The following is a 25229-nucleotide window of genomic DNA, read 5'->3' on the forward strand; positions in this document are numbered from 1 at the left end:
GAGCAGAACGCTACATCAGTACCCTCGCGCCGCCGGCTCACAGAGGCTGCCGCCATGACTCCCGACCTCCCGGCGATCGAGCTCGACGCCGTCTCCCGGACCTTCACGACCCGCGAGAACCACCATCGCGGAACCGTCAGCGCCCTCGACGGCGTGAGCGCCACGATCCCCCAGGGGCAGACGGTCGCCCTCCTCGGGCGCAACGGCGCCGGCAAGACAACGCTCACGAAGATCCTCTCGACCCTTCTGCACCCGACGGGAGGGCGAGCCCGGATCCTCGGCCACGACGTCGTCACCGACGCCCGGGCTGCTCGCGCCGCGTCGACGTCTGTCTTCGGCGGCGACCGCGGGCTGTACGGGATGCTCGACGCGGTCGAGAACCTGCGCTACTTCGGGGCCCTCAACGGAGTCGGCTCCCGCGAGCTGCGGCGGCGCGTCCCCGGGCTGCTCGAGCACGTCGGTCTCGGCGAGGCGGCGCACCGGCGCGTGGAGACCTACTCCAAGGGGATGCGCCAGCGCCTCCACGTCGCCGTCGGCCTTCTCGTGCGTCCCGCGGTCCTCATGCTCGACGAGCCGACGGTCGGTCTCGACCCGATCGAGTCGGAGCACGTGCGCACCACGGTCGCCGAGATGGCGGGCGAGGGCACGACCGTCCTGCTCACGAGCCACAACCTCCTCGACGTCGAGCGCCTCGCGCAGCGCGTCATCATGATCGCGAACGGCCGCTTCACCCACGACCTCCCGCTCGCGGAGTTCCGGCGCCTCACCGGCGTCGAGGCAGTCGTCACCGCGCGGACCGCCGGTGCCGAGCCCATCGAGATCCCGGTGGAGTCGTGGTCCCTCGCGGCGCTCGACGGTATCCGCGACCGCCTCGCCGGGACCGAGCTCGTCAGCCTTGACGTGCGGCCGACCTCCTTGGAGGACGCCTTCGAGGCAGCGGCGAGGAGCAGCCGATGAGCGCCTTCACCGCGGCGATGCGCAACCAGACGCGCATCGTCATGACCCGTCCGATGAACCTCGCCTCCGGGCTCGTCACCCCTGTCCTCTACATGACGCTCCTGACGGCGCCGAGGCTGGAGTCGATGACGCCGGAGGCTGCGACGAGCGCCTTCACCGGCTCACTGCTGGCGTCGCTCTGGGCGGCCTCCCTGTGGAGCGGCGCCGGGATCCTTCGCCGGGAGCGCTGGGGCGGCACGCTCGCACCATCCTTCACGGGCCGCCCCTCCCCCGTCGCCGTCCTCGTGGGCAAGACCCTCGGCGGCGTCCTCTACGACACGGGCCTCATCCTCATCGCGCAGACCGTGTTCTGCCTGGTCGTGCACCTGCCGCTGGTCGTGCCGGACCCCGTCGCGTTCGGCGTCGGGATCGTGGCCGTCATCGTGTGCGGCGTCGCCTCCAGCCTCATGATCGGGGCGGTCCTCATGCTGAGCCGGTACGCCTTCCAGCTGACGACCGCGCTCGGCACGCCGGTCATGCTGCTCGGCGGCACGCTCATCCCGCTGTCGCTGCTTCCGCGCTGGGTCTCGTGGCTCGGCTGGTTCATCAACCTCTCCTGGCTGCAGCGCTTCCTCGTCTCCACCCTCAGCGCGACGACCTGGGCGCACCTCGCCGTCGGCGTCGGGATCTCCGCGGTCTACGCGCTCATCGGCGCGCGCGCCGTCCACATCATGATCGACCGGGCCCGCAAGGAGGGCACCCTTGACCTCGTCTGACCTCTCTCCCGCCATCGGCTCGCCGTCGACGCGCGTTCAACGGAGCCGGCCTCGTCCCACCTCACGGCCTGCGTCCTCGAGGGCTGAGCGCGCCGCGCTGTGGCGGGCCAACGCCCGCGTGGGCGTCCTCGAGCACCGAGTGATGTGGCCGCTGCCGGTCTACCTGCTCGGGCACCTCGTTCCGACGGTCCTCGGCCTGGTCGTGTACGTCCTCATCGGGCTGCTCGGCGGCGGCGATCGCGGCATGGTCTTCGCGTACGTCGGCTGCGTCGTCCTGGCCGTGCGCGGAGACTGCCTCTCGGCGGTCTCCGATATCCCGGTCGAGGACGCCGCCCTCCACCGCTACCACCAGGTGCGGCGCGGGGCCCTGCCCGCGTTCATCCAGTACACCGGCCGGGCGGTGGCCGACGGCGCGAGCGCGGCCCTTGCGGTGCTCGTGACGGCGGTGGTCCTGGGCGGCGTCGTCGGAGCGGCGACGGGCGACTGGGCGGTCATCGGCCGGGTGCTGCTCGCCCTCCCTCTGCTGACCGTCACGATCCCGAGCGCGATCGTCGTCGGGCTGACGGCGACGGCGCCGGCGATCGGGAACGACTACCAGAACCTCGTGCACAACACGGTGGCTGCGGTGGTCACCATCTGCAGCGGAGCAGTCTTCCCGACGACCATCAATCCGGTGCTCGACGACGTCGCCCAGGTGATGCCGCTGCACCACAGCGTGCTCGCGATACGGGACGTCGTGGCGGGCGCACCGGCGGGCACGTGGCTCGCTCAGCTCGGCCTGGAGCTCGCGGTCGGGGTCGGCTGGGGCGTCACCGGGCTGGTCGTGTACCGATGGTTCGACCACCGCGGGCGGGTCACCGGACGGGGCGCCTTCACCGCGTGAGCGGTGGAGCTCAGATGCTCATGAGCGGCAGGTCGAGGTCGTAGGCGAGCACGATTGCTCGCGCGAGCGCCCGCTCCTGCTCAGTGGTGAGCACGCCGAGGCTCCTCCCGAGCGCAGACGCCGGGATCGTGAGGACGTTGTCGAGACTGATGACGGAGTCATGGTCGAGACCGTTGAGCGGGCCGACCGGGACCTCGCTCGAGAGCCCCTTGATGGTCGAGGTGATCGGCGCGACGGTCACCTTCGTCATGGCCGGTCGCGCCGGCTCGCGAGTGAGGACGACGACGGGCCGCGTCTTGTCGAGGCGGGCGAGGCAGACCTCCCTCACTGGTCAGTCCTCGATCATCGGCTGGGCTCCGGTCCAGGCTACGAGCCCGTCGAGGTCATCGCCGGTGCCCTTCTCACGAAGGAGCTCGGCGTCGCGCTCAGCAGCCCGACGGCGCATCTCGCGCTCGAGCGCCTCGGTCACGATTGAGGCGCGGCTGGGGGCGTCACCGGCGGCCACGGCCTCGTCGAGGAAGCCGACGACGTCATCGGGCAGGCGGACGGCGATCTGAACGGTCATGGGTGCAGCATATCCCAGCGAATCCCGTTTCGGGATGCGACGGGTCGTACCGCCGGCAGCGGACACGGCGAGGCACGCAGGAGCCCCGGTGCGACGATGCTCCCAGCCGTCCCCTGACCAAGGAGCACATCATGACCCGTCGCATCGTCCAGAAGTCCTTCGGCGGGCCGGAGGTCCTCGAGCTCATGGAGTCCGAGCCGCTCACCGCCGTCGACCTCATCGTCGGGCCCGAGCGGTTCACGGACGAGCAGGCGGGTGCCTTCCCGATGGCGGCGACGACCGCCTGGCAGGCCCTCGCGGACACGACGCACGTCTCGGCCGGGGACCGCGTCCTCGTCACTGGCGCCGGCGGCGGTGTCGGGCACATGGCCGTCCAGATCGCCCGCGCCCTCGGCGCGCACGTGACCGCCCTGGCGAGCACCGGCAAGCACGAGTGGCTCCGCTCCATCGGCGCCGACGAGACCCTCGACTACCACGACGACGCGGCCGTCGCCGCCCTGGCCGGCACCGTCGACATGGCCTTCAGCCTGGCCGCACCGTCGCGCGAGACCGCCCTGCGCGCGGTGCGCCGCGGCGGCGAGCTCGTCGGCCTCGGCCTCGGCGCCACGGACCTGCAGCCGGAGGCGGAGGAGGCGGGCGTACGCCTGTCCTCCACCCACGTCCGCACCCAGCGCGAGTGGCTCGAGGCGGTCACCGAGCTGGCCGAGCGCGGTGAGATCACGCCGCTCATCTCCCAGGCCTTCGACCTCACGGCGGCCGCCGAGGCGCACCGCACCGTCGAGGGTGGGCACACGACCGGCAAGATCGTGCTCACGACCGCGCGCTGATCTCGCGCAGCGCACGACGGAGGGCGGGTCCGGTGACGGGCCAACCCTCCGTGCGCTCAGGACCGGGCGTCAGCCCTCGAGGAACTCGTCCGGATCGATGTCGTCCTCGTCGTCGGCTTCGTCCCCGGTCTCCCCGTCCTCGTCCTCGTCGGCTGGGAAGACGTCGATGACCTCGAAGGGGCCGGTGATCCCGACGTCGTCGAGGGCGTCGGCCACGTCGTCGATGAGGTGCGACATCGTCAGCTCCTCGACGGGGCTCGCCGTGGCGCCGAGCGCGTCGACCGCCTCGTCCTCGGCCTCCTCGTCGAGGACGACGGTGGTGAGGTGGAGGGCGTCGAGGCCGGCGGTGGACTCGGCGCGGTCGACCTCGAAGCGCTCGGCGAGGCGGGCCTCGAGCCGCAGCAGGTCCTCGGGGGCGCCGAGGAACCAGCCGTCGACGTCACGGTGGCGGCTCTCCGAGCGCGGTCCCATGAGGAGCCGCCCGAGCACGACGCCGTCGGCGACGTCGTTGACCCGCGAGTCGATGCGCCGGAAGACGTCGACGTGCTCGCCGAGCACCTCGCCGTGGGCGAGGACGTGGGCGAGGCCCCGGACGCCGCGGGCGCTGAGCACGTCGGCGAGGTCCGCGAGCCGCTCGTCGGGGAAGTCCTCGGGCTCGAAGTAGATGGCGTAGGAGGGATCATTGCCGCTGCCGGTGACGCCGAAGCCGGCGTCCTGGGCGATGCGGGCGATCGCGGAGGTCGCCTCCTCCGGCCAGCAGCGGACGACGGCGGCGTTGGCGCCGATGCGACTGATGAAGGCGTGGCGGCGGCCGTCGGCCTCGAAGCGCGCCCAGAGCTCGTCCTCGTGCTCGTTCGCGACGTCGCTCATGGCGGTCCTTCCTGCGGGGGTACCCGCCCACCCTAGCCGCGGGCCGGGACATGGGCGCCCCCGAACAACGAGGAAGCCCGGTCCCTTCCGGGACCGGGCTTCGTGTACCTCTGCGGTGCTAGTAGCGGGGGCAGGATTCGAACCTGCGACCTCCGGGTTATGAGCCCGGCGAGCTACCGAACTGCTCCACCCCGCGTCGGTGATGTGAACACTAGTCGCCCGCCCGCCCGGACTTCAAACCGAGGGAGCGTGCCCTTGCTCACCCGCGCGGAGCGACAGTGCCATCGTCGCGCGAACCATGACCTCCTCGGCAGACCACGACGCCGACGGCGCCGCAGTCTGCCGAGGAGGTCACCTTCTGTCGTGGTCGGCAACGAGGCGGCGGGCGCCGGAGGAGCACCCGCTCCCCCGACGCCCGCCGGTCACCGCTCACTCACTTCTTGAGCTGGTTCTGCGCGTCCACGGCCCGCTGGACGGCGTCGTCGAGGCGCTTCTGCGCCTCGCCGTAGGCAGCCCAGTCGCCCTTCTCGCGGGCCGTGTTCGAGTCGTCCATCGCGGTCTGCGCGTCGGACAGGGCCTGGTCGAGCTGGGCCTGCGCGTCACCGGACGGTGCCGCCGTGGCCGCAGCGCTCGGGGCCGCGGTGGCGCTGGACTGCGCCGTCGCCGCGTCCGTGGGCGCCGCCGTCCCGGAGGTGTCGCCCACCGCGCCGGCCGCCGCGGCCTCCGCGTCCGAGGTGCCGTTGGCCGCCGCGGCGTCGCCGTTGACGACCTCCTCACCGGTGGTCGCACCGGAGTCACCGCCGAAGACCTGGTTGAGGGCCCCGGAGAGCGTGTCGTCGAAGCCGACCTTGTCGCCGAAGGAGACGAGCACCTTGCGCAGCAGGGGGTACTGCGTGCCCGAGGAGGACTGGACGTACACGGGCTGCACGTAGAGCAGGCCGCCGCCGACCGGCAGGGTCAGGAGGTTGCCCTTGATGACCTGGGAGCCCTGCTGGCTCAGCAGGTTGAGGGTCTGGGACGCCGTCGGGTCGGAGTCGAAGGTGTTCTGCACCTGTCCGGGTCCGGAGACGTTCGAGGAGCGCGGCAGCTCGAGGAGCCGCAGCTTGCCGTAGTCCGGGTTCCGCACGCCGGCCTTGCCCGAGGAGGTCTCGGAGTCGACCGCGAGGAAGCCCGTGAGGACGTTCCTGTCGGTGTTGCCGCCGATGATGTAGACGCTGGACAGGGAGAAGCTCGCCTGGTCCTGGTCCGGCATCTTGAGCGTGAGGTAGTACGGCGCCTGCGGCTCGTTGCCGGACTTCGTCGGGTCGTCCGGGACCTTCCAGAAGTCACCGCCCGAGTAGAAGTCTGCGGCGTTGGTGACGTGGTACTTCGCGAGGATCGTGCGCTGGGCCTTGAAGAGGTCCTCCGGGTAGCGCATGTGCGCCATGAGGTCGGCGCTCATCTCGCTCATCGGGGTGATGGTGCCGGGGAAGACCGCGGACCAGGCCTTGAGGACCGGGTCCTCGTCGTCCCACTGGTAGAGCGTGACGGAGCCGTCGTAGGCGTCGACGACGGCCTTGACGGAGTTGCGCACGTAGTTCGACTCGTCCGGGGCGCCCAGCAGCGTGGACTCCTGGTTGGTGCCGTCGGCCGTGACGTCGGAGAGGGACTCGTGCTGCGAGTACGGGTAGTTGTTCGTCGTCGTGTAGCCGTCGAGGATCCAGACGACCCGCTTCGGGGTCTTGGAGTTGCCGTCCGTGTCGACGACGGCCGGGTACGGGTTGCCGTCCAGGGTCAGCCACGGGGCGACCTTGGCGACGCGCTCGGCGGGGTCGCGGTCGTAGAGGATCTGCGAGCCGGAGCGGACCTCGTTGGAGAACAGGATGTTCATCTCCTGGAACTTGGCCGCGTAGAGGAGGCGGTTCCAGGGGTTGGAGATCGACGGGCCGCCGTCACCGGTGAAGGTCGTGTTGACCTGACCGGACTTGGAGGAGTCGTCGGGGTAGTCGAGCTCGCGGGGGCTGCCGCCGTCGTCGCCGCCGACGATCGAGTAGGACGGCGAGTCCTGGCCGAAGTAGATGCGCGGCTCGTAGGTGCCGAGGTCGCCCTGCGAGGGGATGCCGCCCTCCCAGAAGGAGGGGTAGCCGCCGGACGCCACGGTGTTGCCGTAGGCGGTGACGACGCCGTAGCCGTGCGTGTAGACGGTGTGCTCGTTGACCCAGGTGCGCTGCCCGGAGTCGAGGCCGTCGAGGCTGAGCTCGCGCACCGCGATGACGGTGTCGCGCGAGGAGTCCTCGACGTCGTAGCGGTCGACGTTGAGGTTGTTCGCGAAGGAGTAGTACTGCTTGTTCTGCTGCAGCTGGCGGAAGGTCGAGGAGACGAGGTTGGGGTCGAGGAGGCGGATCGACGTCGTCGACTCGGCGTCCTCCTTGAGCTGGCCCGCCTCGGCCGTGGTTTTGGCGTTGTAGCTCGTCGTGTCGACGTCGTCGAGGCCGTAGGCGGCCAGCGTCGCCTTGATGTTGCGCGAGATGTACGGCGACTCGGCGGACTGGGCGTTGGGGTCGACGACGAACTTCTGGATGACCGCCGGGTAGACCGAGCCGATGACGATCGCGGAGACGATCGAGACGACGACGCCGGTCACCGGCAGCTTCCAGGAGCGCGCCCGGATGGAGACGACGAAGAGGACGGCGATGGCCAGGCCGATGGCGGCGAGGATCGCGTTGGCGGGGATGACGGCCTTGACGTCCGCGTAGCCGGCGCCGTCGAACTTCGAGTTCGAGGAGTACAGGGCCGAGTAGCGGCTCAGCCAGTAGCCGCCCGCCTGGAGGACGGAGAAGGTGGCGAGGAAGACCGCCAGGTGCCGCCGCGCCGGGCGAGTGAAGTGCGGGCGCCGGGACACGGAGACCCCGCCGTAGAGGTAGTGGGTCACGAGGCTGGCCACGCCGGCGAAGACGATGACGCGCGAGAGGTAGCCGACGAGCGTCCGGAGCACCGGGAGGATGAAGACGTAGAAGGAGACGTCGATGCCGAACTGCGGGTCCTTCACGCCGAAGGACTGCGAGTGCATCGCCAGGAGGATCTCGCGCCAGCTCGGGACGAGCTCCCAGGCGGCGCCGAGCAGCGCGAGCAGCGCCGGCAGGCCCCAGAGCAGGACGCGGCGCATCGGCTCGATGGCGGTGCGGTAGGACTCGAGGTTGCGGCCGGCCTCGTCGTCGGGCAGGTGGATCTCGCGGTCCTTGTAGGCGCGGGACATCGCGAGGAAGACGGCGGCGAACATGAGGGCGAAGCCGACGACGAAGAGCACCGTCTTCGAGATCCACTCGGTCCAGATGATGCGCGAGAAGCCGAGCTGGTTGAACCAGAGGACCTCGGTCCACGTGTTCGACAGGAAGCCGATGACGAGGGCGAGGGCGACGAGGATCCCGATGGTGAGGGCGAGGGGCCCGGGGCGTCCGCGCTCGGCTCGGGCACCGGCCCCGCCGCGATCGCCTCCGCCGCCGTGGCCGCCGCGCCCGCCGGCGCCGTTGCCGCCCCGGCCGGAGGCGGCCCGCACGGCGCGGGCGGCGTCGGCGCGCTCGCGCACGCCCTCGAAGGGGTTGGATCGGCCTGCGCCGCGCCCCATGCCGAAGACCGCGGCGGGGTCGAAGGCGAAGGGGTTGTCCTCGCCGGCGTCGTCGGCGCCGCGGCGGGCGGAGCGCCCGTCGCGTCCGGTGCGGCCGGAGTCCTCGCTCCGGTCCGCGCGCTCAGCGCGCTCAGCGCGGTCTGCGCGCTCCGCGCTGCCGTGCTCACCCGAGTCGCTGGCGGGCCGCTCGGGCGACCGGCCGGCGTCGGACTGGAAGAAGCCTCCGCGCACACGGTCCTCACGGCTCGTGGCGTCGTCGGAGGAGTGCTCCCCCGCGGCGTCGTCGGGCTGGTCGATGGGCTCGTCGTCGGGCCTGTTCATCACGATCTCGCTCCGTGCTAGGGCCGGTGCGCGGGGCACGCACCGTGTCATCACCGGCACCGGGGCGCCGGTCGCGCTATCGTCCCACAGGTCACGACAGCCACCCAAAAGCCATCCGCTTCCCGGCGCGGGGCCGCGCGGGCGGTTCACGGCGGGCGCAACGCGAGCACCCGCACGGGGCGCGTGGCGGGACCCGCCGCACCCCGGCACGGGTGAGGATGACGGCATGAGCCCCCAGAGCCCCGACTCCTCCGCCGCCCAGCCCGCGCCCCGCTCCAAGCCGCGAGGCGCGCGAGAGAGCGCCCTCGCGCGCGCCGTCGTCGAGCTCGAGGAGCACGTCTCGGGGCTCGGCTGGGACGCCCCCGTCGGCGTCTTCGCCCTCGTGCGCACGGCCGCGGCCCTCGAGACCGACCCCGCCATCGCGGAGATCCTCGACGACGAGGCCCTCGCCGCGGCGCGGAAGGACCCCGAGTCCCTCACCGTCATCGAGCAGGAGGACCTGCCCGGCGCGGCCGACCTCGAGGACCTCCTCGCCCAGCTCGCCTGGCCGGAGTCCGTCGACGGCGTCGCCCTGTCCGTCGAACGGGTCACCCTCCCCGCCCAGGCCGAGGCGGAGGCCGCCGCCATCGAGGCCCCCGAGGAGCGCGTCGCCTACCTCCAGAGCCGCGCCGACCGCGACGACGTCCGGATCGTCGTCGGCGTCCTTCGCTCGGGCGAGTCCTGGTGCGCGATCCGCGCCCGCTCCAAGGACCACGAGCGCTCCGTCGCCCAGGGCGACACGCTCGTCCCGGGGCTCATCAACGCCCTGCGCGCCACCCTGCTCTGAGTCCCGGCGGGGTGCGTCCCCCGCGCCCCGGCACGACGAACGGCCGCCCGACGCTCCTCCTCGAGGAGCGCCGGGCGGCCGTTCGCGTCAGGCGGGCTCGGCCCGTGCGATCAGACGGTGGGCGCCGGGCTCCCGCCCTCGTCGTCCGCGTCGCCGTCCTCATCCGAGGAGGCACCGTCGGCGGCGGCGTCCCCGAGGCCCTCGGGGCTGTTCTCGTCGGCCTCCTGGGCGCCGTCGGCGTAGCCAAGGGTGCCGTCCAGGAGCGAGGCGAGGTCGTCGTCGATCTCGGAGTCGAGGTCCTGCGCGGCGCGCCGCATCGCGAGGAAGTCTTCCGGGTTGGCGAGCTCGGACGGCGTCGGCATGACGTCGGGGTGCTGCCAGAAGGCGTCGCGCTCGGCGTCCCCGACCTCCGCACCGATCGTCTCCCAGAGCTGAGCCGCCTCGCGCACGAGGCGCGGGCGGAACTCGAGGCCGATGAGGCGGGCGAAGACCTGCTCGGCGGCGCCGCCCTGGAGACGGCGACGGCGCACCATCTCGCGCAGGGCGACGGCCCGGGGCAGGTGCGGGATCGTGGCGCGGGCGGTGACGACCTCGACCCAGCCCTCGACGAGCGCGAGCAGCGTCTCGAGCCGCTCGAGGGCCTCGGCCTGGGCCTCGGTCTCCTGCGGGGCGAACATGCCGCCCTCGAGGGCCGCGCGCAGGGCCTCGGGGTCGTTGGGGTCGACCTGGGCGACGGCCTCCTCGACGGCGTCGGTGTCGATGGTGATCTCGCGGGCGTAGGTCTCCACGGCCGCCATGAGCTGGCTGCGCAGCCACGGCACGTGGGCGTAGAGGCGGGCGGCGGCGGCCTCGCGCACGGCGAGGAACATGCGGACCTGGTCCTCGTCGGCCTCAAGCCCCTCCGCGAAGGCCGTGACGTTGGCGGGAACGAGCGCCGTGCCCGGCTCACGGGTGAGGGGCAGGCCGACGTCGGTGGCGGAGACGGACTCGCCGCCGAGCTGTCCGATGGCCTGACCGAGCTGGAGCCCGAAGGCCGTGCCCGCCATGGACCGCATGATCTTCGACAGGGCGCCCATCTGCTGGGTGGCCTGCGCCATCTCCGGCGGGAGCTGCTTCATCTGGCGCTCGAGCGCGCCGGCCAGGGCTGTCGTCGCCGCCTCGGCGACCGGGGCGACGACCTCCTTCCACACGGGCAGGGTGCGCTCGACCCACGTGGAGCGGCTCCAGGCCTCGCGCCCGCCCGGGGCCGGCATGAGGTCGGTGGCAGTGTCGAGCCAGAGGTCCGCCACGGACAGGGCCTGGCGGACCTGGTCGGCGGACCCGGAGGTGATGGTCGGGTCGCCGGTGGCGCGGGCGGTCTGGAGGACGAGGTCCTGCCCCATCTGCCAGTTGACGGGCTCGTCGGAGGAGGCTGCGAACAGCTGCTGGAGCTGGGCGCGCATCGCCATGAGCTGGCCGGGGCTCAGCTCGGACAGGTCGCCCATCCCACTCATGCGGGCGAGCTGGCTGGGGTCGACGCCGGAGGAGCGCAGGGCGTCGACGGCGTCACCCGCCATCTGGGGGCCGAACATCGAGGAGAGCAGCTCCTCGATCTCGTCGAAGGGGTCCTCGCTCATGGGTCCTCCCGGGCCTCGGGGTCTGGTGGGGCGCCCGGTCGTCCGGGTCCCTCAGGGAACAGGAGGATCGTGCCACGCATTCCTGAGCGGGAGCCGTGCGACGCCCGGGAGCGGGTGCGGCGCGCGGACCGGCTGCGGGCTCAGGACGGAGGGTGCCCCACAATGTCCCCCGTGACGCAGCACAGCCCCAGCCCCGACCAGCAGCCCGGTGACGCCACGGGGAGCGGTGACCCGGCCGAGGGCGCCGCGGCCGACTCCGCGTCCGCCGACTCCGCGTCCGCCGACGGCGCGGTGACCGGGCGCGGATCGCTGCGCCGGCACCGCCGTCGGCAGCTGACCGCCCTCGGCGCAGGGGTCGCGGTCGCGTCCCTGGCCGTGGCCGGCGCGACGGTGCCGATCAACAAGGTCATCGAGGCGCCCGGCCCGACGTGGAACGTCCTGGAGGGCTCGACGAGCTCGGGAGGCACGAGCGCGTCCTCGACGGGGACGGCCTCGAGCAGCGCCTCGGGCACCGCCTCGTCGGGCTCCTCCGCGAGCGCCTCGGCCTCCGATTCCTCCGCGATCCTCTCGGTGACGGGCACGCGCACCTACGCCGCCGACGGCGCCCTGCGGATGACGACCGTCTCCGTCATGGGCTGCCCCGGGTACAAGGTCACGGCCTTCGACCTCATCGGCGCGTGGCTGCACTCCGACCGCAGGGTCCTGGACCGCGACGCCGTCTGCCCCTCCTCGATGACCGCCGAGCAGGTCGACGCCGTCAACCAGGCCGAGATGACGAGCTCGCAGGACTCCGCCGTCGTCGCGGCCCTCATGGAGACCGGGCTCGCCAAGTCGATGGTCCTCACCATCGCGCAGGTCGCGGACGGGCAGAAGGACTCCGGCCTCAAGACCGGCGACGTCATCACCTCCGTCACCCCCGACGGCGGGGCGACGACGACGATCACCACCTACGCGCAGCTGCACGACCTCATGCAGACGATTTCCGAGGGCACGAAGGTCACCGTCGGGGTCACCCGCGACGGGAAGGCGACCTCGGCGGCGCTCACCACCCTCGCCCCGTCGAGCGGCGAGCAGACGAGCGGCTCGATGCTGGGCGTGGCCCTGTCCGTGCGGGCTGACTCCGACGTCGACGCGACCTTCGGCCTCTCCGACGTCGGCGGACCGAGCGCCGGCACCATGTTCGCCCTCGGGATCATCGACGAGGTGACCCCGGGCGACCTCACCGGCGGCAAGGACATCGCGGGCACCGGCACGATCAGCGTGTCCGGCGAGGTCGGCGCGATCGGCGGCATCCAGCAGAAGATGGCCGGCGCGAGGGCCTCGGGCTCGGACTACTTCCTGTCCCCGGCCTCCAACTGCGACGAGGTCGTCGGCCACGAGCCGGACGGCATGAGCGTCTACGCCGTCTCCACGCTCCACGAGGCCGTCGAGACGGTCGAGGCGATCGCCGACGGCAAGACCTCGGGTCTTCAGACCTGCGAGGCGGTCCAGGCGGAGGCGAGCGGGACGGCGTCGCCAAGCGCCGGCGCGTCCGCGACGCGCTGAGTTCTCCACAGGCGCTGGTCGGCCCCTCGCGCACGGCGCCACCCGGGTGCGAGGCTCACAGCGGCCGCCTCCCCGCTCCCCCGACCCGGCGGCCGGGAGGTTCCCGTGCGTCTGAGAGGCCAGTCCCCCGTCCTGTGGCGCTCCGAGGGCTCGAGCCAGGTCGGCTCGGAGCCCGGCCTCGCGCTCGTCGTCGACGGTCTCGACGGTCCTGCGCAGCGCTTCCTCGACCGGCTGCCCGTGGAGGAGGCCGACGCCGGTCCCGGCTGGGTGCGGCTCGCCGCCCGCTGGGCGGGGCTCGCCCTCGAGGACGCCGAGCACCTCGTCGCCGACCTCGAGAGCTCCGGAGCCCTCACGCGCTCGGAGACCCCGCGGACCGCCGACGAGCGCTACTGGGACCTCCTGTGCGAGGAGCCGAGGGCGCGGAGCCGGTCACTCACGGAAGCCGTCGTCGGTCTCATCGGCTCCGGGGACCTCGCGCTCGAGGTGGCCTGCCTGCTGGAGGAGGCCGGGGTCGGCTCGGTCCTCGCGCACGACCCGCCGCTGGCGGCGTGGCTCGAGGAGCACCGGCCGGGGCTCGCGGTCCGCGCGCCGGCGGCGACGGTCCCCGACCTGGTCGTCACTCTGGAGGCGCACGTCATCGATCCGGTGCGGGCGCGGGCTCTCGCGCAGGCGGGCGCGCCCCAGCTCCCGGTGACGATCCGGGCGGCGAGCGTGCGCGTGGGCCCGGTCCTGGGCCCGGGCGCTCCGGTGTGCCACGTCTGCCTCGACCTGGCGGAGCGGGACGCGGACCCGGCCTGGCCGGCGGTGGCGACGCAGCTGCGGATGACGCCCGCGCCGCCGACCGAGCGGCTGCTCCTCCACCAGTCGGCGGCCCTGGCCTCGAGGGCGGTGCTGGACGCCCTGCTGGGCGAGCCGTGGTGGGGTCGGAGCATCGAGATCAGCGGACGCGACGCCGTCGGCCTCGAGCGGGAGTGGGATCCGCACCCCGAGTGCCTCTGCTCCTCGGGGCTCGAGGTCGCCGACTCCTGACGGCCCCCTACTGCGCGTCGGCGTCGAGACCGCCGTGCTCGCGCACGATGCGCAGGACGTCGGTCCCGTACTCCTGGAGCTTGACGGCACCGATGCCGCGGATGAGGGAGAGCTGCGGCAGCGCCGTCGGCTTGACGACGGCCACCGAGCGCAGGGTCGCGTCCGCCAGCACCGTGTAGGCGGGCTTGGAGCGCTCCTTGGCGACCCCGGCTCGCCAGGCCCGCAGCTCCTCGAAGAGCGCGACGGTGGAGGGGTCGTTCTCCTCCTCGAACTCGGCGGCGAGCTGCTTGGAACGGGCGCGCTGGCTCGTGCCCGTCGAGCGGGTGCGCGACGCGACGACGCCTGGGTCGTCGGCGGGCCAGATGCCGTCGAGGAAGCGAGAGGGCTTGCGCGAGGCGCGGCCGCCCACGTTGCGGGCGCGCGCGTAGGAGATGACGAGGTGCTCTCGGGCGCGCGTGACGCCCACGTAGAGCAGGCGGCGCTCCTCCTCGATGGCGTCGGGGCCCTCTGCCAGTGAGATGGGCAGAAGCCCCTCGGAGGCGCCGATGAGCAGGACCGCGTCCCACTCCAGGCCCTTGGCAGCGTGGAGGGAGGACAGGGTGACGCCCTCGACCGTGGGGGCGTTCTGGGAGTCGGCGCGCTCCTGGAGCTCGGTGACGAGGCCGTCGAGGTCCGCGCCGCGCTGCTTGGCGAGGTCGTCGGCGAGCTCGACGATCGCGTTGAGGGAGTCCCAGCGCTCGCGCACGGCGCCGCGGGCGCTCGGCGGCTCCTCGTTCCAGCCCTCGCGGGACAGGACCATCCGGGCGTCCTGGCCGAGGTCCCCGGTGAGGCTGGCTCGCTCGGTGCGGGCGGCGGCGCGCAGGACCACCATGGCGCGCTTGACCTCAGGGCGCTCGAAGAAGCGCTCGCCGCCGCGCACGAGGTAGCCGATGCCGGCCTCGGACAGGGCGGACTCGACCGCCTCCGACTGGGAGTTGGTGCGGTAGAGGACGGCGATCTCGGACAGGGGGACGCCGGCGGCCTGCAGGCGCTGGACCTGGGTGACGACCCCGGCGGCCTCGGCGACGTCGTCGTCGTAGGACTCGTAGCGCACGGCGGGGCCGGAGGGCCGCTGGGCGACGAGCTCGACGGCGCCGGCGGGCAGGGCGAGCCGGCCCCCGCCGCGGCGCGAGCGGGAGAGGACGCGGTTCGCCAGGGAGACGACCTGCGGGGTGGAGCGGTAGTCGCGCGAGAGGCGGACGGTGCGGGCGCCGTCGTACCGCTGGGCGAAGTCCGTGAGGAAGCGCGGCGTGGCGCCGGTGAAGGAGTAGATGGTCTGGGAGACGTCGCCGACGACGCAGAGCTGGCGCCGGTTGCCGAGCCAGAGGTCGAGGAGGCGCTGCTGGAGCGGGGAGACGTCCTGGTACTCGTCGACGACGAAGTGCTTGTACTGGCCGCGCACCTGGGAGGCGATGTCCTCGCGGTCGAGGAGGATCCCGACGAGCAGGAGGAGGACGTCCTCGAAGTCGATGACGCCGCGCTCGGTCTTGGCCTCCTCGTAGGCCTCGAGGACGCGGGCGACGGCGGCCGGCTCGAGCCCGCCGACGTCGGTGCGGCCGGCGGCCTGCGCGGCCTGGGCGTAGTCCTCCGGCAGGATCATGGAGACCTTGGCCCACTCGACCTCGGCGGCGAGGTCGCGGACGACCGCCTTGTCCGAGGGCATGCCGAGGCGCCGTGCGGCGGTGGCGACGAGGCCGGCCTTCCAGGGCTGGATCTCGGGAAGGCCGCCGCCGATCGCCGTGGGCCAGAAGTAGCGGAGCTGACGCAGGGCGGCGGAGTGGAAGGTGCGGGCCTGGGCGCCGTGGACGCCCAGGTCCTTGAGGCGCGAGCGCATCTCCCCGGCGGCGCGGGAGGTGAAGGTGACGGCGAGGACCTGGGTGGGCTGGTAGGCGCCGACGGCGACGCCGTGGGCGATGCGGTAGGTGATGGCGCGGGTCTTACCGGTGCCGGCGCCGGCGAGGACGCACAGCTCGCCCTCGAGGTGCTCGGCGACCTCCCGCTGGTCCGGGTCGAGCGCGTCGAGGAGCTCCGCGGGGCTCGGCGGTGCGAGACGCGGGGCGGACGGCTGCTGGTTCGGGGAGGTCTGGCTCATCGTGGTCCCAGCCTGCCACGGCCCGCTGACACGAACCGACGCGCCGAGCGGGCTGGGGAGGCGCGGCTCCGGGGCCCGTCAGCCGCGGATCTCCTCGCCGTACCAGTCCTCGATGAGCATGCGGGCGATCGAGGTTGGGCCGGGCAGGACCACGTCCCCGGCCTCGATGGCGGCGGCGAGCTCGGCGCGCGACAGCACGAGCGCGCCGGTGACCTCCTCCTCGTCGGGGCGGGCGGCGTGCTCGCCGGGCGCGAGGCGGGCGCGGTAGCCGAGCATGAGGGAGCGCGGGAAGGGCCAGGGCTGGGTGGCGACGTGCTCGACGCTCGCGACGCGCAGCCCGGTCTCCTCCTGGACCTCGCGGACGACGGCGGCCTCGGCGGCCTCCCCGGCCTCGACGAAGCCGGCGACGGTCGAGTAGCGGCCCGGGTCCCAGGCGGCGCCGTGGACGAGGACGATCCGGTCGGCGTCGTCGGTGACGGCCATGATGACGGCGGGGTCGGTGCGCGGGAACTGGAGGGCGCCGCAGCCGGTGCAGCGGCGCGCCCAGCCGGCCTCGACGGACTCGGTGCGCGAGCCGCAGAAGGGGCAGTAGCGGTTGCGGGCGTGCCAGGCGGCCAGGGCCGCGGCGGGGGTGGCGAGGCCGGCGTCGTGCGCGGTGAGCTCGTCGCCGACGGCGCGCAGGGCGGACAGCGGGTAGCGGTCGAGGGCGCGGGCGAGGTCGGGGTGCGGGTGGGAGGCGCCCTCGGCGTCGTCGGGCTCGGTGCTCTCGGCCGGGACGACGACGGCGAGCCAGGAGGCGCGGGCGGCGCCGGCGGCCGGCGCCTCGGCGGACTCGCTGCCGAGGTAGAAGGAGTCGAGGCCGGTGGCGTCGACGTCGTCTGCGGTGAGCGGGGCGAGGTGGGGGCGCGGGCGGTCTGGGCGCTCCTGGAAGCCGGTGCGCAGGTGCGCTCGCTCCTGCTCCTCCTCGCCGGTGTCCGCGCCCTCGACGACGTCGTGGGCGGGCTCGTCAGGGCGCGCGTCCACGGGCCAGGAGGGCGGGGTGAGGCCGTTCTCGGGGAGGTCGGGGTGGGAGGCGGGCACGTCGAGGGCGACTCGGCCGCGGGCGTCGACGAGGACGATGCGGGTGGCGGGGTCGGCGGCGAGGCGAGCGAGGAGGTCGGGCTCGCGGCGGCGGGCGGCGTCGCGGTCGACGGTGAGGCGAGACAGGGAGCGGCGGCCGAAGGCGTCCTCGTCCCAGCGGACCGGGTCGTCGACGCGCCACGGGGAGCGGCGGGCGGAGCCCGTGGCGCTACCCGGAGAGGTGCTCGTGGTGGCGGCGTCGGTGAGGTCGTCCCGTGAGGTGCTCATGACCTCACCCTAGGCTTCGGGCATGACCTCCTCCCCCGTCTCCCGGCCCTCGTCGGCGGCCCCGGCGCGCGCCTACCTCGACCACGCGGCGACGGCGCCCCTGCGACCGGAGGTCGTCGGGCAGGTGACGCGGGACCTCGTCGACGGGCTCGCGTCGGGCGGGCGCCCGCGCGCGAACCCGTCCGCGCAGCACGCCTCCGGGCGGCGCGACGGCGCGGCGCTGGCCGAGGCGCGGGCGAGGCTCGCCGGCGCGCTCGGGGTCGACCCGCACGAGGTGCTGCTCACCTCCGGCGGCACGGAGGCGGACGCCCTGGCGGTCACCGGGCGGGTGCTCGCGGCGCGGGCGGCCGGCGTCGAGCGGCCCGGGGTCGTCATCTCACCGCTGGAGCACCCGGCGGTGCGGGACACGGCGCGCGTGTGCGAGGCGCTGCACGGCGCGCGGGTGACCGAGCTCGACGTGGACGCGGCCGGGCGCGTGGACCTGACCTCGGTGGAGCACGCCGTCGGGGCCGGGGGCGTCGCCGTCGTCTCGGTCATGACGGCGAACAACGAGACGGGGCTCGTGCAGGACGTCGCGGGCGTCGTCGAGGCGGTGAGGCGGGCGACGGGAGTGACACGCCCTGGGGAGCCCGGGTACGTCCCTGTCCACTCCGACGCCGTCGCCGCGGTGGGACGCGTCCCGGTGGACGTGCACGGCTGGGGCCTGGACGCGCTGACCCTCACGGGCCACAAGCTCGGGGCGCCGATCGGTGTCGGCGCGCTCATCGCGAGGCGGGACCTCGCTCTCGTCTCCCCGACCGGCGGCGGGAGGCAGGAGCGGGGCCTGCGCTCGGGGACCGCGGACGTCGTCGGGGCGCGGGCGCTGGCGCTCGCTGTCGAGCTCGCCGTGGCGGAGCGGGAGGCGGAGGCTGAGCGGCTCGAGGCCCTGCGCGCGGAGGTGCTGGCTGGGACGACGGCGCTGGAGGGCGTGCACGCGACGCTGCCCGAGGACGCGCCCCACCTGCCGGGGACGGCGCACCTGTGGTTCGAAGACGGTGACACCGAGGCCCTGCTCATGGGTCTGGACATGGCTGGCGTCGACGTCTCGGCGGGGTCCGCCTGCCACGCGGGGGTGACGCAGCCGAGCCACGTCCTCATCGCGATGGGCTTCGACGATGAGTCGGCGCGCTCGACGTTGCGCGTGACCATGGGGCCGACGACGACGGGCGCCGACGTCGAGCGTCTGCTGGCGGCGCTGCCGCGGGCGCTGGAGATGGCGAGGAGGACCCAGGCGGCGAAGCGGCGCTGAGGTAAGCCTTTCGTGAGGATCGGCGGATCGTGTCCTGTGGAGCCCTGCGCACCGCAAGAGCCGCAGGTTCTCCACAGGGAGCCGCCGGACGGTGGCTGCGGGCCGAGAGGTCTCGATATGGTCACGGGGCGCGACCGGCCGCCGGCTCTCCTGGCTCGGGCGGCGGGTCGCGCCCCACACTGCCCGAGATCCCCAACGGTGGAGGTCCCCCGTGCTCCCCTCGTCCCGATCGACCGCCCGCGTCCCGATGTCGACGCCGATGACGACCTCGCCCCGGCGGCGGATGAGCGCCCTGGCCGCGGCGGCGGCGGTGCTGGCCGTGAGCGCGGCGGGGTGCTCGTCGGGCGGGGCGAGCGCGGGAGCCTCGGCGAGCGGGTCCGTGGACCCGTACGACGTGGCCGCGTCCGTGCAGGCCAGCCAGAGCGCGACCGCCTCGGTGTCGCTGTCGCCCGAGGACGCCGCCCTGCGGGAGGCGGCGCTCGCGATGCAGGCTCCGGAGAAGCCGGCGAGGATGGGCGAGAACTCCCCCGAGGGCGCAGTCGCCGCGGCCGAGTACTTCGTCAGCCTGTACCCCTACGTCTACGCGACCGGCGACCTCACCGAGTGGGACGCGATGAGCGAGGACGGGTGCGTCTTCTGCGGGTCGGTGCACGACAACGTCACGGAGCTCCACGAATCCGGTGGGTGGACAGATCCTTGGGTTCTAGATGTGAACAGTCGTGAATATGCGCCGCCGACCGCCGGACATGAATACACAGCAGTGCGGCTCAGCATCACGCAACCGACGACTACTACGCATTCAGGCAAGTCGTCTCCCAAGGTGGGGCAATCCGAGGAAACAGTGCTCACCCTCGCAATGAGGTACGACGGCAACACCTGGTTCGTTGGCGAAGGCGAAACCGAGTGACCTTGCACCTGCTCCTAGCCGTCGGCCTGGCAGCGACCATGATCACCTCCAACCCGTTCGTGCCCGCCGATCCCACTCCTCCACCAAGCCCAGCATCGGAGATTTCCGCTGAGGCTGGAGGCAGCGCGCTCACCATGACCGGCAACTCAGAGTCCGTCCAATGGAGCATCGTCGGCCCAGCAGGCGGGACACCCACAGGCCCCTACTCGAGCCCGAACACTGCGACCGCCCACTTCTCCGGCGCCAGAACCCACTACGTCGGCCCTCGCTCCGAGCTCGAGTCCACCATGTCCGACGCGGGACTCCCCTGCATGACGGCTGCTCAGATCACCGCCTCCGGCGGCGCAGGCAGCGCCGGGTGCGCCCGCGTCGTGCCGACGGGAGCACCGGCCGAGCCCGCGGCAGCGGCTCAACCGGCGGCCGCCGCCGCACCGGCGCCCGAGCCCATCGTCATCACCAGCACCGACGTCTCCCACCTCCTCGTCGACGGCTCCGGCATCACCCGCCAACCACCCGGCAGCCAGGTCCTGGTCAACCTCGACGCCATCGTCTACACCACGGACGACGCGCGCACCCTGACCACCCAAGTCAACGCAACCCCGGTCACCGTCCAGGCGACACCCACGAGCTACACCTGGACCTGGGGCGACGGCACCACCACGACAACCACGGACCCCGGCGCCGCCTACCCCAACCAGACCGTCACCCACCGCTACGCCTCCACCGCCCAGGACGTCACGATCACCCTGACCACCACCTGGACGGCCACCTTCACCCCAGACGGCCAGCACACCCAACCCGTCACCGGCACCATCACCACCACCGACACCACCGCACCCTTCGACGTCGTCCGCACCATCTCCTACCTCACCGACGACGCCGAGGAAGCACAGGGCCACTGAGCCCTGGGCGCTGGGCCGGCCCACCTCGGCGCAGCCCTGTGCCCGAGTCCTCGCCACCCGCACCTCGCCCGTCCGACTAACCCGGCGTTAGGCTGCCCGGGCCCGTGAGCCGACCGAGCCCGGGCAGAAGGGAACCCCGTGCGCGTCCTCGCGGCCCTGTCCGGCGGCGTCGACTCGGCCGTCGCCGCCGCGCGCGCCGTCGACGCCGGCCACGACGTCGTCGGCGTCCACATGGCCCTCACCCGCAACCGCGCCCAGACCCGCTCGGGCTCGCGCGGCTGCTGCTCCATCGAGGACGCGGGCGACGCCCGCTGGGCCGCGGAGATCCTCGGCATCCCCTTCTACGTGTGGGACCTGTCCGAGGAGTTCGAGGCGCGCGTCGTCGACGACTTCCTCGCCGAGTACCGCGCCGGCCGCACCCCCAACCCCTGCGTGCGTTGCAACGAGCGCGTCAAGTTCGACGCCCTCCTCGAGCGCGGCCTCGCCATGGGCTTCGACGCCGTCGCCACCGGCCACTACGCCCGACTCACCGGCGGCGCCGCCTCCGGCCGCCCCGGCGACGAGTCCGGTCTCGCCCTCTCCCGCGCCGCCGACCACGCCAAGGACCAGTCCTACGTCCTCGCCGTCTCCGGACGCCGCGGCCTCTCCCGCGCGCTCTTCCCGCTCGGTGACGCCCCCTCCAAGGCGGAGGTCCGCGCCGAGGCCGAGCGCCGCGGCCTGCCCGTCGCCTCCAAGCCGGACTCCTACGACATCTGCTTCGTCGCCGACGGCGACACCCGCGGTTTCCTCCAGCGCTCCCTCGGCGTCCGGGAGGGCGCCATGGTCTCCCCCGACGGCGAGGTGCTCGGCACCCACGGCGGCTACTTCGGCTTCACCATCGGGCAGCGCAAGGGCCTCGGGCTCACGCACCCGGCGCCTGACGGGCGACCTCGCTACGTCATCGAGACGCGCCCGGAGACCAACGAGGTCGTCGTCGGCCCCGAGGAGCTCCTCTCCCGGTCCGCCGTCGACGCGGACTCCCTCGTCCTCCTCGCCGAGCCCGGCGACGTCGACGGCGCGGTCGGCTGGCCGGACGTCACCGTCCAGGTCCGCGCCCACGGCCGCCCCGTTCCCGCCGAGGTGACGGTGGACGTGGAGCGCGGGACGCTCCACGCGAGCCTGCGCCAGCCGCTGCGGGGCCTCGCCGCCGGGCAGAGCGTCGTCGTCTACGGCGGCGAGTCCGGCGAACAGGTCCTCGCCCAGGCCACCGTCGCCTGAGAGCCTCGCCCCGCGCCCGCTATCGGGGACGGCCGACCGATGAGCACAGACCCGTCGCTGCGTGACTGAGGCTCACCCCAGTCAGGTCAGGCTCAGTTCATTAGGGAAGCCCTTCCATCTGCAAGACGAGCCCTCTCCGAGATGCGAAAACCGCGCGTCACGCAATGAGAGACGTTGATTTTTCGTTGCGATGGCAACGATATGCGTCGCACCGCCCAGCGCGCTCCGCGACTGCTTGCCCCCCCCGGATCTCGGCCCTTAACGTCATTCGCGTCAACTGCTCCGGCAAAGCCCGTCACACGAGAGGAACCGACCATGTCGACCGTCACCGCGATCAAGTCCTGCGCCACCACCACCTGCGCCTTCAACCACGAGGGCTGCACCGCCTTCGCCATCACCGTCGACGGCAAGGGCAGTTGCTCGACGCTCATCAACCTCGACGCCCGCGGCGGGCTGCCTGTCGCCGCGGCCCACGTCGGCGCCTGCCAGCGCCTCGAGTGCGTCCACAACACTGACCTCATGTGCACCGCCGAGGCGATCACCCTCGGCTCCGGCACGGCGGACTGCCTGAGCTACGAGGCTCGCTGAGCACCTCCAGCCGGCTCTGGGCGAGCTCCGGAGCGCCTTCCACGTTGAGAGGGGGTCCGCCCGTCCGGGCGGACCCCCTCTCAACGTGCCTTCGCTCCATCGTCACAGGGCCTCGTCCAGGTCGGCAGGCTCGTCAACCCCGGCGCAGCTGGGCGACCAGGACGTCCTGCACGCAGTCACGCAGGAAGGGTTCCACCTCGCAGGCACGGCGCGTCCCTGCGGGAAGAGCGACCTGGATCGTCTCGACGCAGGTCGTCGAGACGTGCATGAGGGTGACGCCCTCGGGCGCGATATCAGCGCACAGGACCCGCCCGTGCAGCGACGGGCACAGGCCCTCGACGGGGCGGTGCGAGCACAGGCTGCCCGCCAGCGCTCCCTCGACCACGCCCTCGCACAGGAGCGTGAGCGCCGTGTTGCCGAGGTCTCGGACCTCCTCCTGAGCGCTCAGGATGTCGGTATCGCTCCAGATGAACCCCGCCGAGTCCGGGGTGAGCAGATCGGACAGGTCATGCCCCGAGACACCGTGGAGGTCGTGGACCATGACGCGCTCGGTCCTCACCACGCCGAGCCGACCGCCGGGGGCCCGGGCGATCTCGCCGAGACTCAGGAGGGGGTCCTCCCCCGTGATGGGGCAGTGGCATCCGGCCGCCCGCCCCTCGAGAACCTCAGCGGCCTCGTCGGCGCCGAGCCAGGTCAGCACGCCGAGGAGGTGGGCCGTCGCCGTCGTCACGCGGACGCTGGCGTCGGCCGACTCCAGACGCACGTCCAGGCGGACCTCGCTCGGCCGCTCAGCACCCACGACGCTCAGCGGGTGCGTCGGAGGCGGGCACGCCGCGACGAGCACCCGGCCGGTGCGATCGAGGGCGTGGACGACGGCGAGGGCGTCGGCTCCGGGGTACCGGTACGCGGTCACCTCCGCGGCCCCGCTGCCGGCGAGAAGTCGCCGTGCCATGCGGCGTGACGCGATGGGATGCACGGGGCCCGTGCCGCGGTCGCTCATGGGTTTCTCCTACCCTCAGGGACTGAGGGAAGGCTAACCTCATTCGCCGAGCGCGGCCAGCCCGTCCGGGGTGGGCGAGGGCGCTCAGCCTCGCAGGCGGGCGAGCTCCTCGACGAGCTGGGGCACGACCTCCGTGACGTCGCCGACGACGCCGAAGTCCGCCATCTCGAAGATCGGCGCCTCGGAGTCGTCGCAGACCGCGACGATCGTCCCGGCGCCCTGGATGCCGGAGGTGTGGTGCACCGCTCCGGAGACGCCGAGACCGATGTACAGGCGCGGCGCGATGGAGGATCCGGTCTGACCGACCTGGGCGGACCGCTCGATCCAGCCCTCGTCGCAGGCGACGCGGGTCGCGCCGACGGCGGCGCCGAGCGGGTCGGCGAGCGAGTGGACGAGGTCGAAGTCGCCGTCGACACCGCGCCCGCCGACGACGACGGTGCGCGCCTCGGTGAGGACCGGGCCGGAGGCGGCCGTGGAGGCCTCGCGGGACACGAGCCGGACGGCGAGGGCCTCAGGGGTGAGGACGACGTCGAGCGGCTCCACGGCGAGCGGCGCGGCGCCCTCCTCGACGCGCGCCTCGAAGGCGCCGGGGCGCACGGCGACGACCGGCGTCCGGCCGGCCGCCGGGGTCACGGAGATCGTCGTCGACCAGGAGCCGGACAGGACGAGCTTGCTCGCGCGCAGCTCGCCGCCGACGACCTCGAGCTCGGCGGCGTCGGAGGTGGCGGCGGAGTCGAGGAGGACGGCGGCGCGTCCGGCGAGCTCCTTGCCGCGGTAGTCGGAGACGACGAGCGCGGCGGCGGCGCCGGTGGCGCGCGCGGCGGAGACGAGGGCGTCGGCCGAGGCGGCGGTCTCGGCCTCGTGCCCGGCGAGGTCCGCGGTGAGAAGGCGGGTGGCGCCCGCGCCCGCGAGGGCCGAGGAGGTCGTGGCCCCCGGCGTGCCGAGGACGAGGGCGACGACGTCGCCGCTCGTGAGGGTCCGAGCGACGCTGAGGAGCTCGAGGGAGGGGCCGGTGGGCCGGGCGTCAGTGGCCGCGGCGGCGTCGGGGTGCTCGCCCTGCCCCTCGAGGTCGACGAGGACGAGGACGGGCTCGGAGAGGGGCGCGGAGGTGGTGGGTGCGTCGGTCATGGTGTCGTTCTCTCTCCCGCTCAGACGAGCTTGTTCTCGACGAGCCAGGCGGCGAGCTCGCGCCCGGCCTCCCCGGCGTCGGTGCGGATGGTGCCGGCCTCGCGGGCGGGGCGCTCCTCGGAGGAGACGACGGCTATGGCGGGGACGCCGCCGGCGAGGTCGAGGTCGGCGAGGCTCAGCTCGTCGAGCGGCTTCTTCTTGGCGGCGCGCATGGCTGCGAAGTTGGGGTAGCGCGGCTCGTTGGCCTGGTCGGTGACGGAGACGAGCGCCGGCGTGGGGGCGGTGAGCACCTCGCGGGTGGTGCCGACGGCGCGGGTGACGGTGAGTCCGCCCGCCTCGTCGACCTCGACGCCCGTGGCGAGAGTGAGGGCGGGGACGCGCAGCGCGGCGGCGAGCGCCCCAGGGAGCATGGAGGTCATGGCGTCGAGCGAGGCCATGCCGGTGATGACGAGGTCGACGTCGCCGATCCCCTCCTCGCCGGGCTCGACGCTGCCGATGCGGCGGATCGCGGCGGCCAGCGTGCGGGCGGTGGTGACGACGTCGGAGCCGGCGAGCTCGTCGTCGCTCACGAGGACCGCGGAGTCGGCGCCCATCTGGAGAGCGCGGCGCAGACCGTCCTCGGCGTCCTCGGGACCCATGGTGAGGGCGACGACCTCGCCGCCGAGGTCCTCGGCGAGGGAGACGGCGGCCTCGACGGCGTTCTCGTCGAGCTCGTTGAGGACGTCGTCCTCGCCGCGGACGAGACGGCCGCCCTCGAGCCAGCGCTCGGACTGCACGTCGGGGACGTGCTTGATGCAGACCACGATTTTCATGCGGCCAAGGTTGCCATATATGGCGGCGCGTTCCAGCGGCGTTCGGGATGGTGAGACGGATGGAACGGCGT

General features: G+C 73.3%; 22 protein-coding genes and 1 tRNA gene. 12 read left to right on the forward strand and 11 right to left on the reverse strand.

Annotated elements, in window-relative coordinates:
- Positions 1 to 54: 54 nt before the first annotated feature.
- The 3 genes from AXF14_RS00695 to AXF14_RS00705 are packed head-to-tail and all read left to right on the forward strand — an operon-like array spanning position 55 to position 2595.
- Positions 55 to 957, forward strand: coding sequence for an ABC transporter ATP-binding protein (locus tag AXF14_RS00695; protein WP_067939099.1), 903 nt, complete (start codon positions 55 to 57; stop codon positions 955 to 957).
- Positions 954 to 1712 carry an ABC transporter permease gene (locus AXF14_RS00700; protein ID WP_067939102.1) on the forward strand — a complete coding sequence of 253 codons (759 nt, stop codon included), beginning with the start codon at positions 954 to 956 and terminating at the stop codon, positions 1710 to 1712. The genes AXF14_RS00695 and AXF14_RS00700 overlap by 4 nt, the downstream gene beginning before the upstream one ends.
- Positions 1699 to 2595, forward strand: coding sequence for a hypothetical protein (locus AXF14_RS00705; protein ID WP_150118373.1), 897 nt, complete (start codon positions 1699 to 1701; stop codon positions 2593 to 2595). The genes AXF14_RS00700 and AXF14_RS00705 overlap by 14 nt, the downstream gene beginning before the upstream one ends.
- 10 nt (positions 2596 to 2605) lie before the next feature.
- Here AXF14_RS00705 and AXF14_RS00710 read toward each other — a convergent pair whose 3' ends face one another.
- Together AXF14_RS00710 and AXF14_RS00715 are read right to left on the reverse strand one after the other, a co-directional pair.
- Complete coding sequence (locus AXF14_RS00710; RefSeq protein WP_067939109.1) at positions 2606 to 2923, reverse strand: type II toxin-antitoxin system PemK/MazF family toxin; 318 nt, start codon at positions 2921 to 2923, stop codon at positions 2606 to 2608.
- A gap of 3 nt (positions 2924 to 2926) precedes the next feature.
- Positions 2927 to 3160, reverse strand: coding sequence for a ribbon-helix-helix domain-containing protein (locus tag AXF14_RS00715; protein ID WP_067939113.1), 234 nt, complete (start codon positions 3158 to 3160; stop codon positions 2927 to 2929).
- A 131-nt stretch (positions 3161 to 3291) separates the two neighbouring features.
- On the opposite strand from AXF14_RS00715, the gene AXF14_RS00720 reads away from it, so the two are divergent.
- Positions 3292 to 3987 carry an NADP-dependent oxidoreductase gene (locus AXF14_RS00720; RefSeq protein WP_067939117.1) on the forward strand — a complete coding sequence of 232 codons (696 nt, stop codon included), beginning with the start codon at positions 3292 to 3294 and terminating at the stop codon, positions 3985 to 3987.
- Between the two features lie 69 nt (positions 3988 to 4056).
- Here the strand turns inward: AXF14_RS00720 and AXF14_RS00725 are convergent, their stop codons facing one another.
- The 3 genes from AXF14_RS00725 to AXF14_RS00735 form a co-directional block, all read right to left on the reverse strand.
- On the reverse strand, positions 4057 to 4857 hold the full coding sequence (locus AXF14_RS00725) for a hypothetical protein (protein ID WP_067939120.1): 801 nt from the start codon (positions 4855 to 4857) through the stop codon (positions 4057 to 4059).
- Positions 4858 to 4979: 122 nt separating this feature from the next.
- Positions 4980 to 5053, reverse strand: a tRNA-Met gene (locus AXF14_RS00730).
- A 237-nt stretch (positions 5054 to 5290) separates the two neighbouring features.
- Entirely contained in the window at positions 5291 to 8782 is a 3492-nt protein-coding gene (locus tag AXF14_RS00735) for a UPF0182 family membrane protein (protein WP_084355242.1), read from the reverse strand.
- A gap of 226 nt (positions 8783 to 9008) precedes the next feature.
- On the opposite strand from AXF14_RS00735, the gene AXF14_RS00740 reads away from it, so the two are divergent.
- Positions 9009 to 9608: a PPA1309 family protein gene (locus tag AXF14_RS00740; protein ID WP_067939123.1), complete on the forward strand. Its 600-nt coding sequence runs from the start codon at positions 9009 to 9011 to the stop codon at positions 9606 to 9608.
- 110 nt (positions 9609 to 9718) lie between these two features.
- Here the strand turns inward: AXF14_RS00740 and AXF14_RS00745 are convergent, their stop codons facing one another.
- Complete coding sequence (locus AXF14_RS00745; protein WP_067939126.1) at positions 9719 to 11224, reverse strand: zinc-dependent metalloprotease; 1506 nt, start codon at positions 11222 to 11224, stop codon at positions 9719 to 9721.
- Between the two features lie 162 nt (positions 11225 to 11386).
- On the opposite strand from AXF14_RS00745, the gene AXF14_RS00750 reads away from it, so the two are divergent.
- Together AXF14_RS00750 and AXF14_RS00755 are read left to right on the forward strand one after the other, a co-directional pair.
- Positions 11387 to 12769 carry a YlbL family protein gene (locus AXF14_RS00750; RefSeq protein WP_067939129.1) on the forward strand — a complete coding sequence of 461 codons (1383 nt, stop codon included), beginning with the start codon at positions 11387 to 11389 and terminating at the stop codon, positions 12767 to 12769.
- Positions 12770 to 12874: 105 nt separating this feature from the next.
- On the forward strand, positions 12875 to 13798 hold the full coding sequence (locus AXF14_RS00755) for a thiamine biosynthesis protein ThiF (protein WP_067939134.1): 924 nt from the start codon (positions 12875 to 12877) through the stop codon (positions 13796 to 13798).
- A 7-nt stretch (positions 13799 to 13805) separates the two neighbouring features.
- Here the strand turns inward: AXF14_RS00755 and AXF14_RS00760 are convergent, their stop codons facing one another.
- Both AXF14_RS00760 and nudC read right to left on the reverse strand, forming a co-directional pair.
- Positions 13806 to 15929 (reverse strand): ATP-dependent DNA helicase UvrD2, encoded by a 2124-nt coding sequence (locus AXF14_RS00760; RefSeq protein ID WP_067939137.1) that lies wholly within the window; start codon positions 15927 to 15929, stop codon positions 13806 to 13808.
- Positions 15930 to 16007: 78 nt separating this feature from the next.
- Positions 16008 to 17276, reverse strand: coding sequence for an NAD(+) diphosphatase (gene nudC, locus AXF14_RS00765; protein WP_084355243.1), 1269 nt, complete (start codon positions 17274 to 17276; stop codon positions 16008 to 16010).
- Positions 17277 to 17298: 22 nt separating this feature from the next.
- On the opposite strand from nudC, the gene AXF14_RS00770 reads away from it, so the two are divergent.
- The 5 genes from AXF14_RS00770 to AXF14_RS00790 all read left to right on the forward strand — a co-directional run bounded on the left by AXF14_RS00770 (position 17299) and on the right by AXF14_RS00790 (position 22218).
- Entirely contained in the window at positions 17299 to 18564 is a 1266-nt protein-coding gene (locus AXF14_RS00770; protein WP_067939140.1) for a cysteine desulfurase family protein, read from the forward strand.
- A gap of 379 nt (positions 18565 to 18943) precedes the next feature.
- Positions 18944 to 19471, forward strand: a complete 528-nt coding sequence (locus AXF14_RS00775; protein ID WP_236755734.1) for a DUF6318 family protein — start codon at positions 18944 to 18946, stop codon at positions 19469 to 19471.
- A gap of 134 nt (positions 19472 to 19605) precedes the next feature.
- On the forward strand, positions 19606 to 20373 hold the full coding sequence (locus AXF14_RS14240; protein WP_236755736.1) for a zinc transporter: 768 nt from the start codon (positions 19606 to 19608) through the stop codon (positions 20371 to 20373).
- A gap of 138 nt (positions 20374 to 20511) precedes the next feature.
- On the forward strand, positions 20512 to 21630 hold the full coding sequence (mnmA, locus tag AXF14_RS00785) for a tRNA 2-thiouridine(34) synthase MnmA (protein WP_067939147.1): 1119 nt from the start codon (positions 20512 to 20514) through the stop codon (positions 21628 to 21630).
- Positions 21631 to 21945: 315 nt separating this feature from the next.
- A complete protein-coding gene (locus AXF14_RS00790; protein WP_067939150.1) occupies positions 21946 to 22218 on the forward strand; it encodes a DUF1540 domain-containing protein in 273 nt (90 codons plus the stop codon).
- 133 nt (positions 22219 to 22351) lie between these two features.
- On the opposite strand, the gene AXF14_RS00795 is transcribed toward AXF14_RS00790, so the two are convergent.
- The 3 genes from AXF14_RS00795 to AXF14_RS00805 all read right to left on the reverse strand — a co-directional run bounded on the left by AXF14_RS00795 (position 22352) and on the right by AXF14_RS00805 (position 25158).
- Positions 22352 to 23218, reverse strand: coding sequence for a hypothetical protein (locus AXF14_RS00795; RefSeq protein ID WP_067939153.1), 867 nt, complete (start codon positions 23216 to 23218; stop codon positions 22352 to 22354).
- A gap of 84 nt (positions 23219 to 23302) precedes the next feature.
- Positions 23303 to 24346, reverse strand: coding sequence for an electron transfer flavoprotein subunit alpha/FixB family protein (locus AXF14_RS00800; protein ID WP_067939156.1), 1044 nt, complete (start codon positions 24344 to 24346; stop codon positions 23303 to 23305).
- A gap of 20 nt (positions 24347 to 24366) precedes the next feature.
- The gene (locus tag AXF14_RS00805) at positions 24367 to 25158 is read right to left on the reverse strand and encodes an electron transfer flavoprotein subunit beta/FixA family protein (protein ID WP_067939159.1); all 792 of its coding nucleotides are present in this window, start codon (positions 25156 to 25158) and stop codon (positions 24367 to 24369) included.
- Positions 25159 to 25229: the final 71 nt, after the last annotated feature.

This window comes from Actinomyces radicidentis (assembly GCF_001553565.1).
Classification (GTDB): domain Bacteria; phylum Actinomycetota; class Actinomycetes; order Actinomycetales; family Actinomycetaceae; genus Actinomyces; species Actinomyces radicidentis.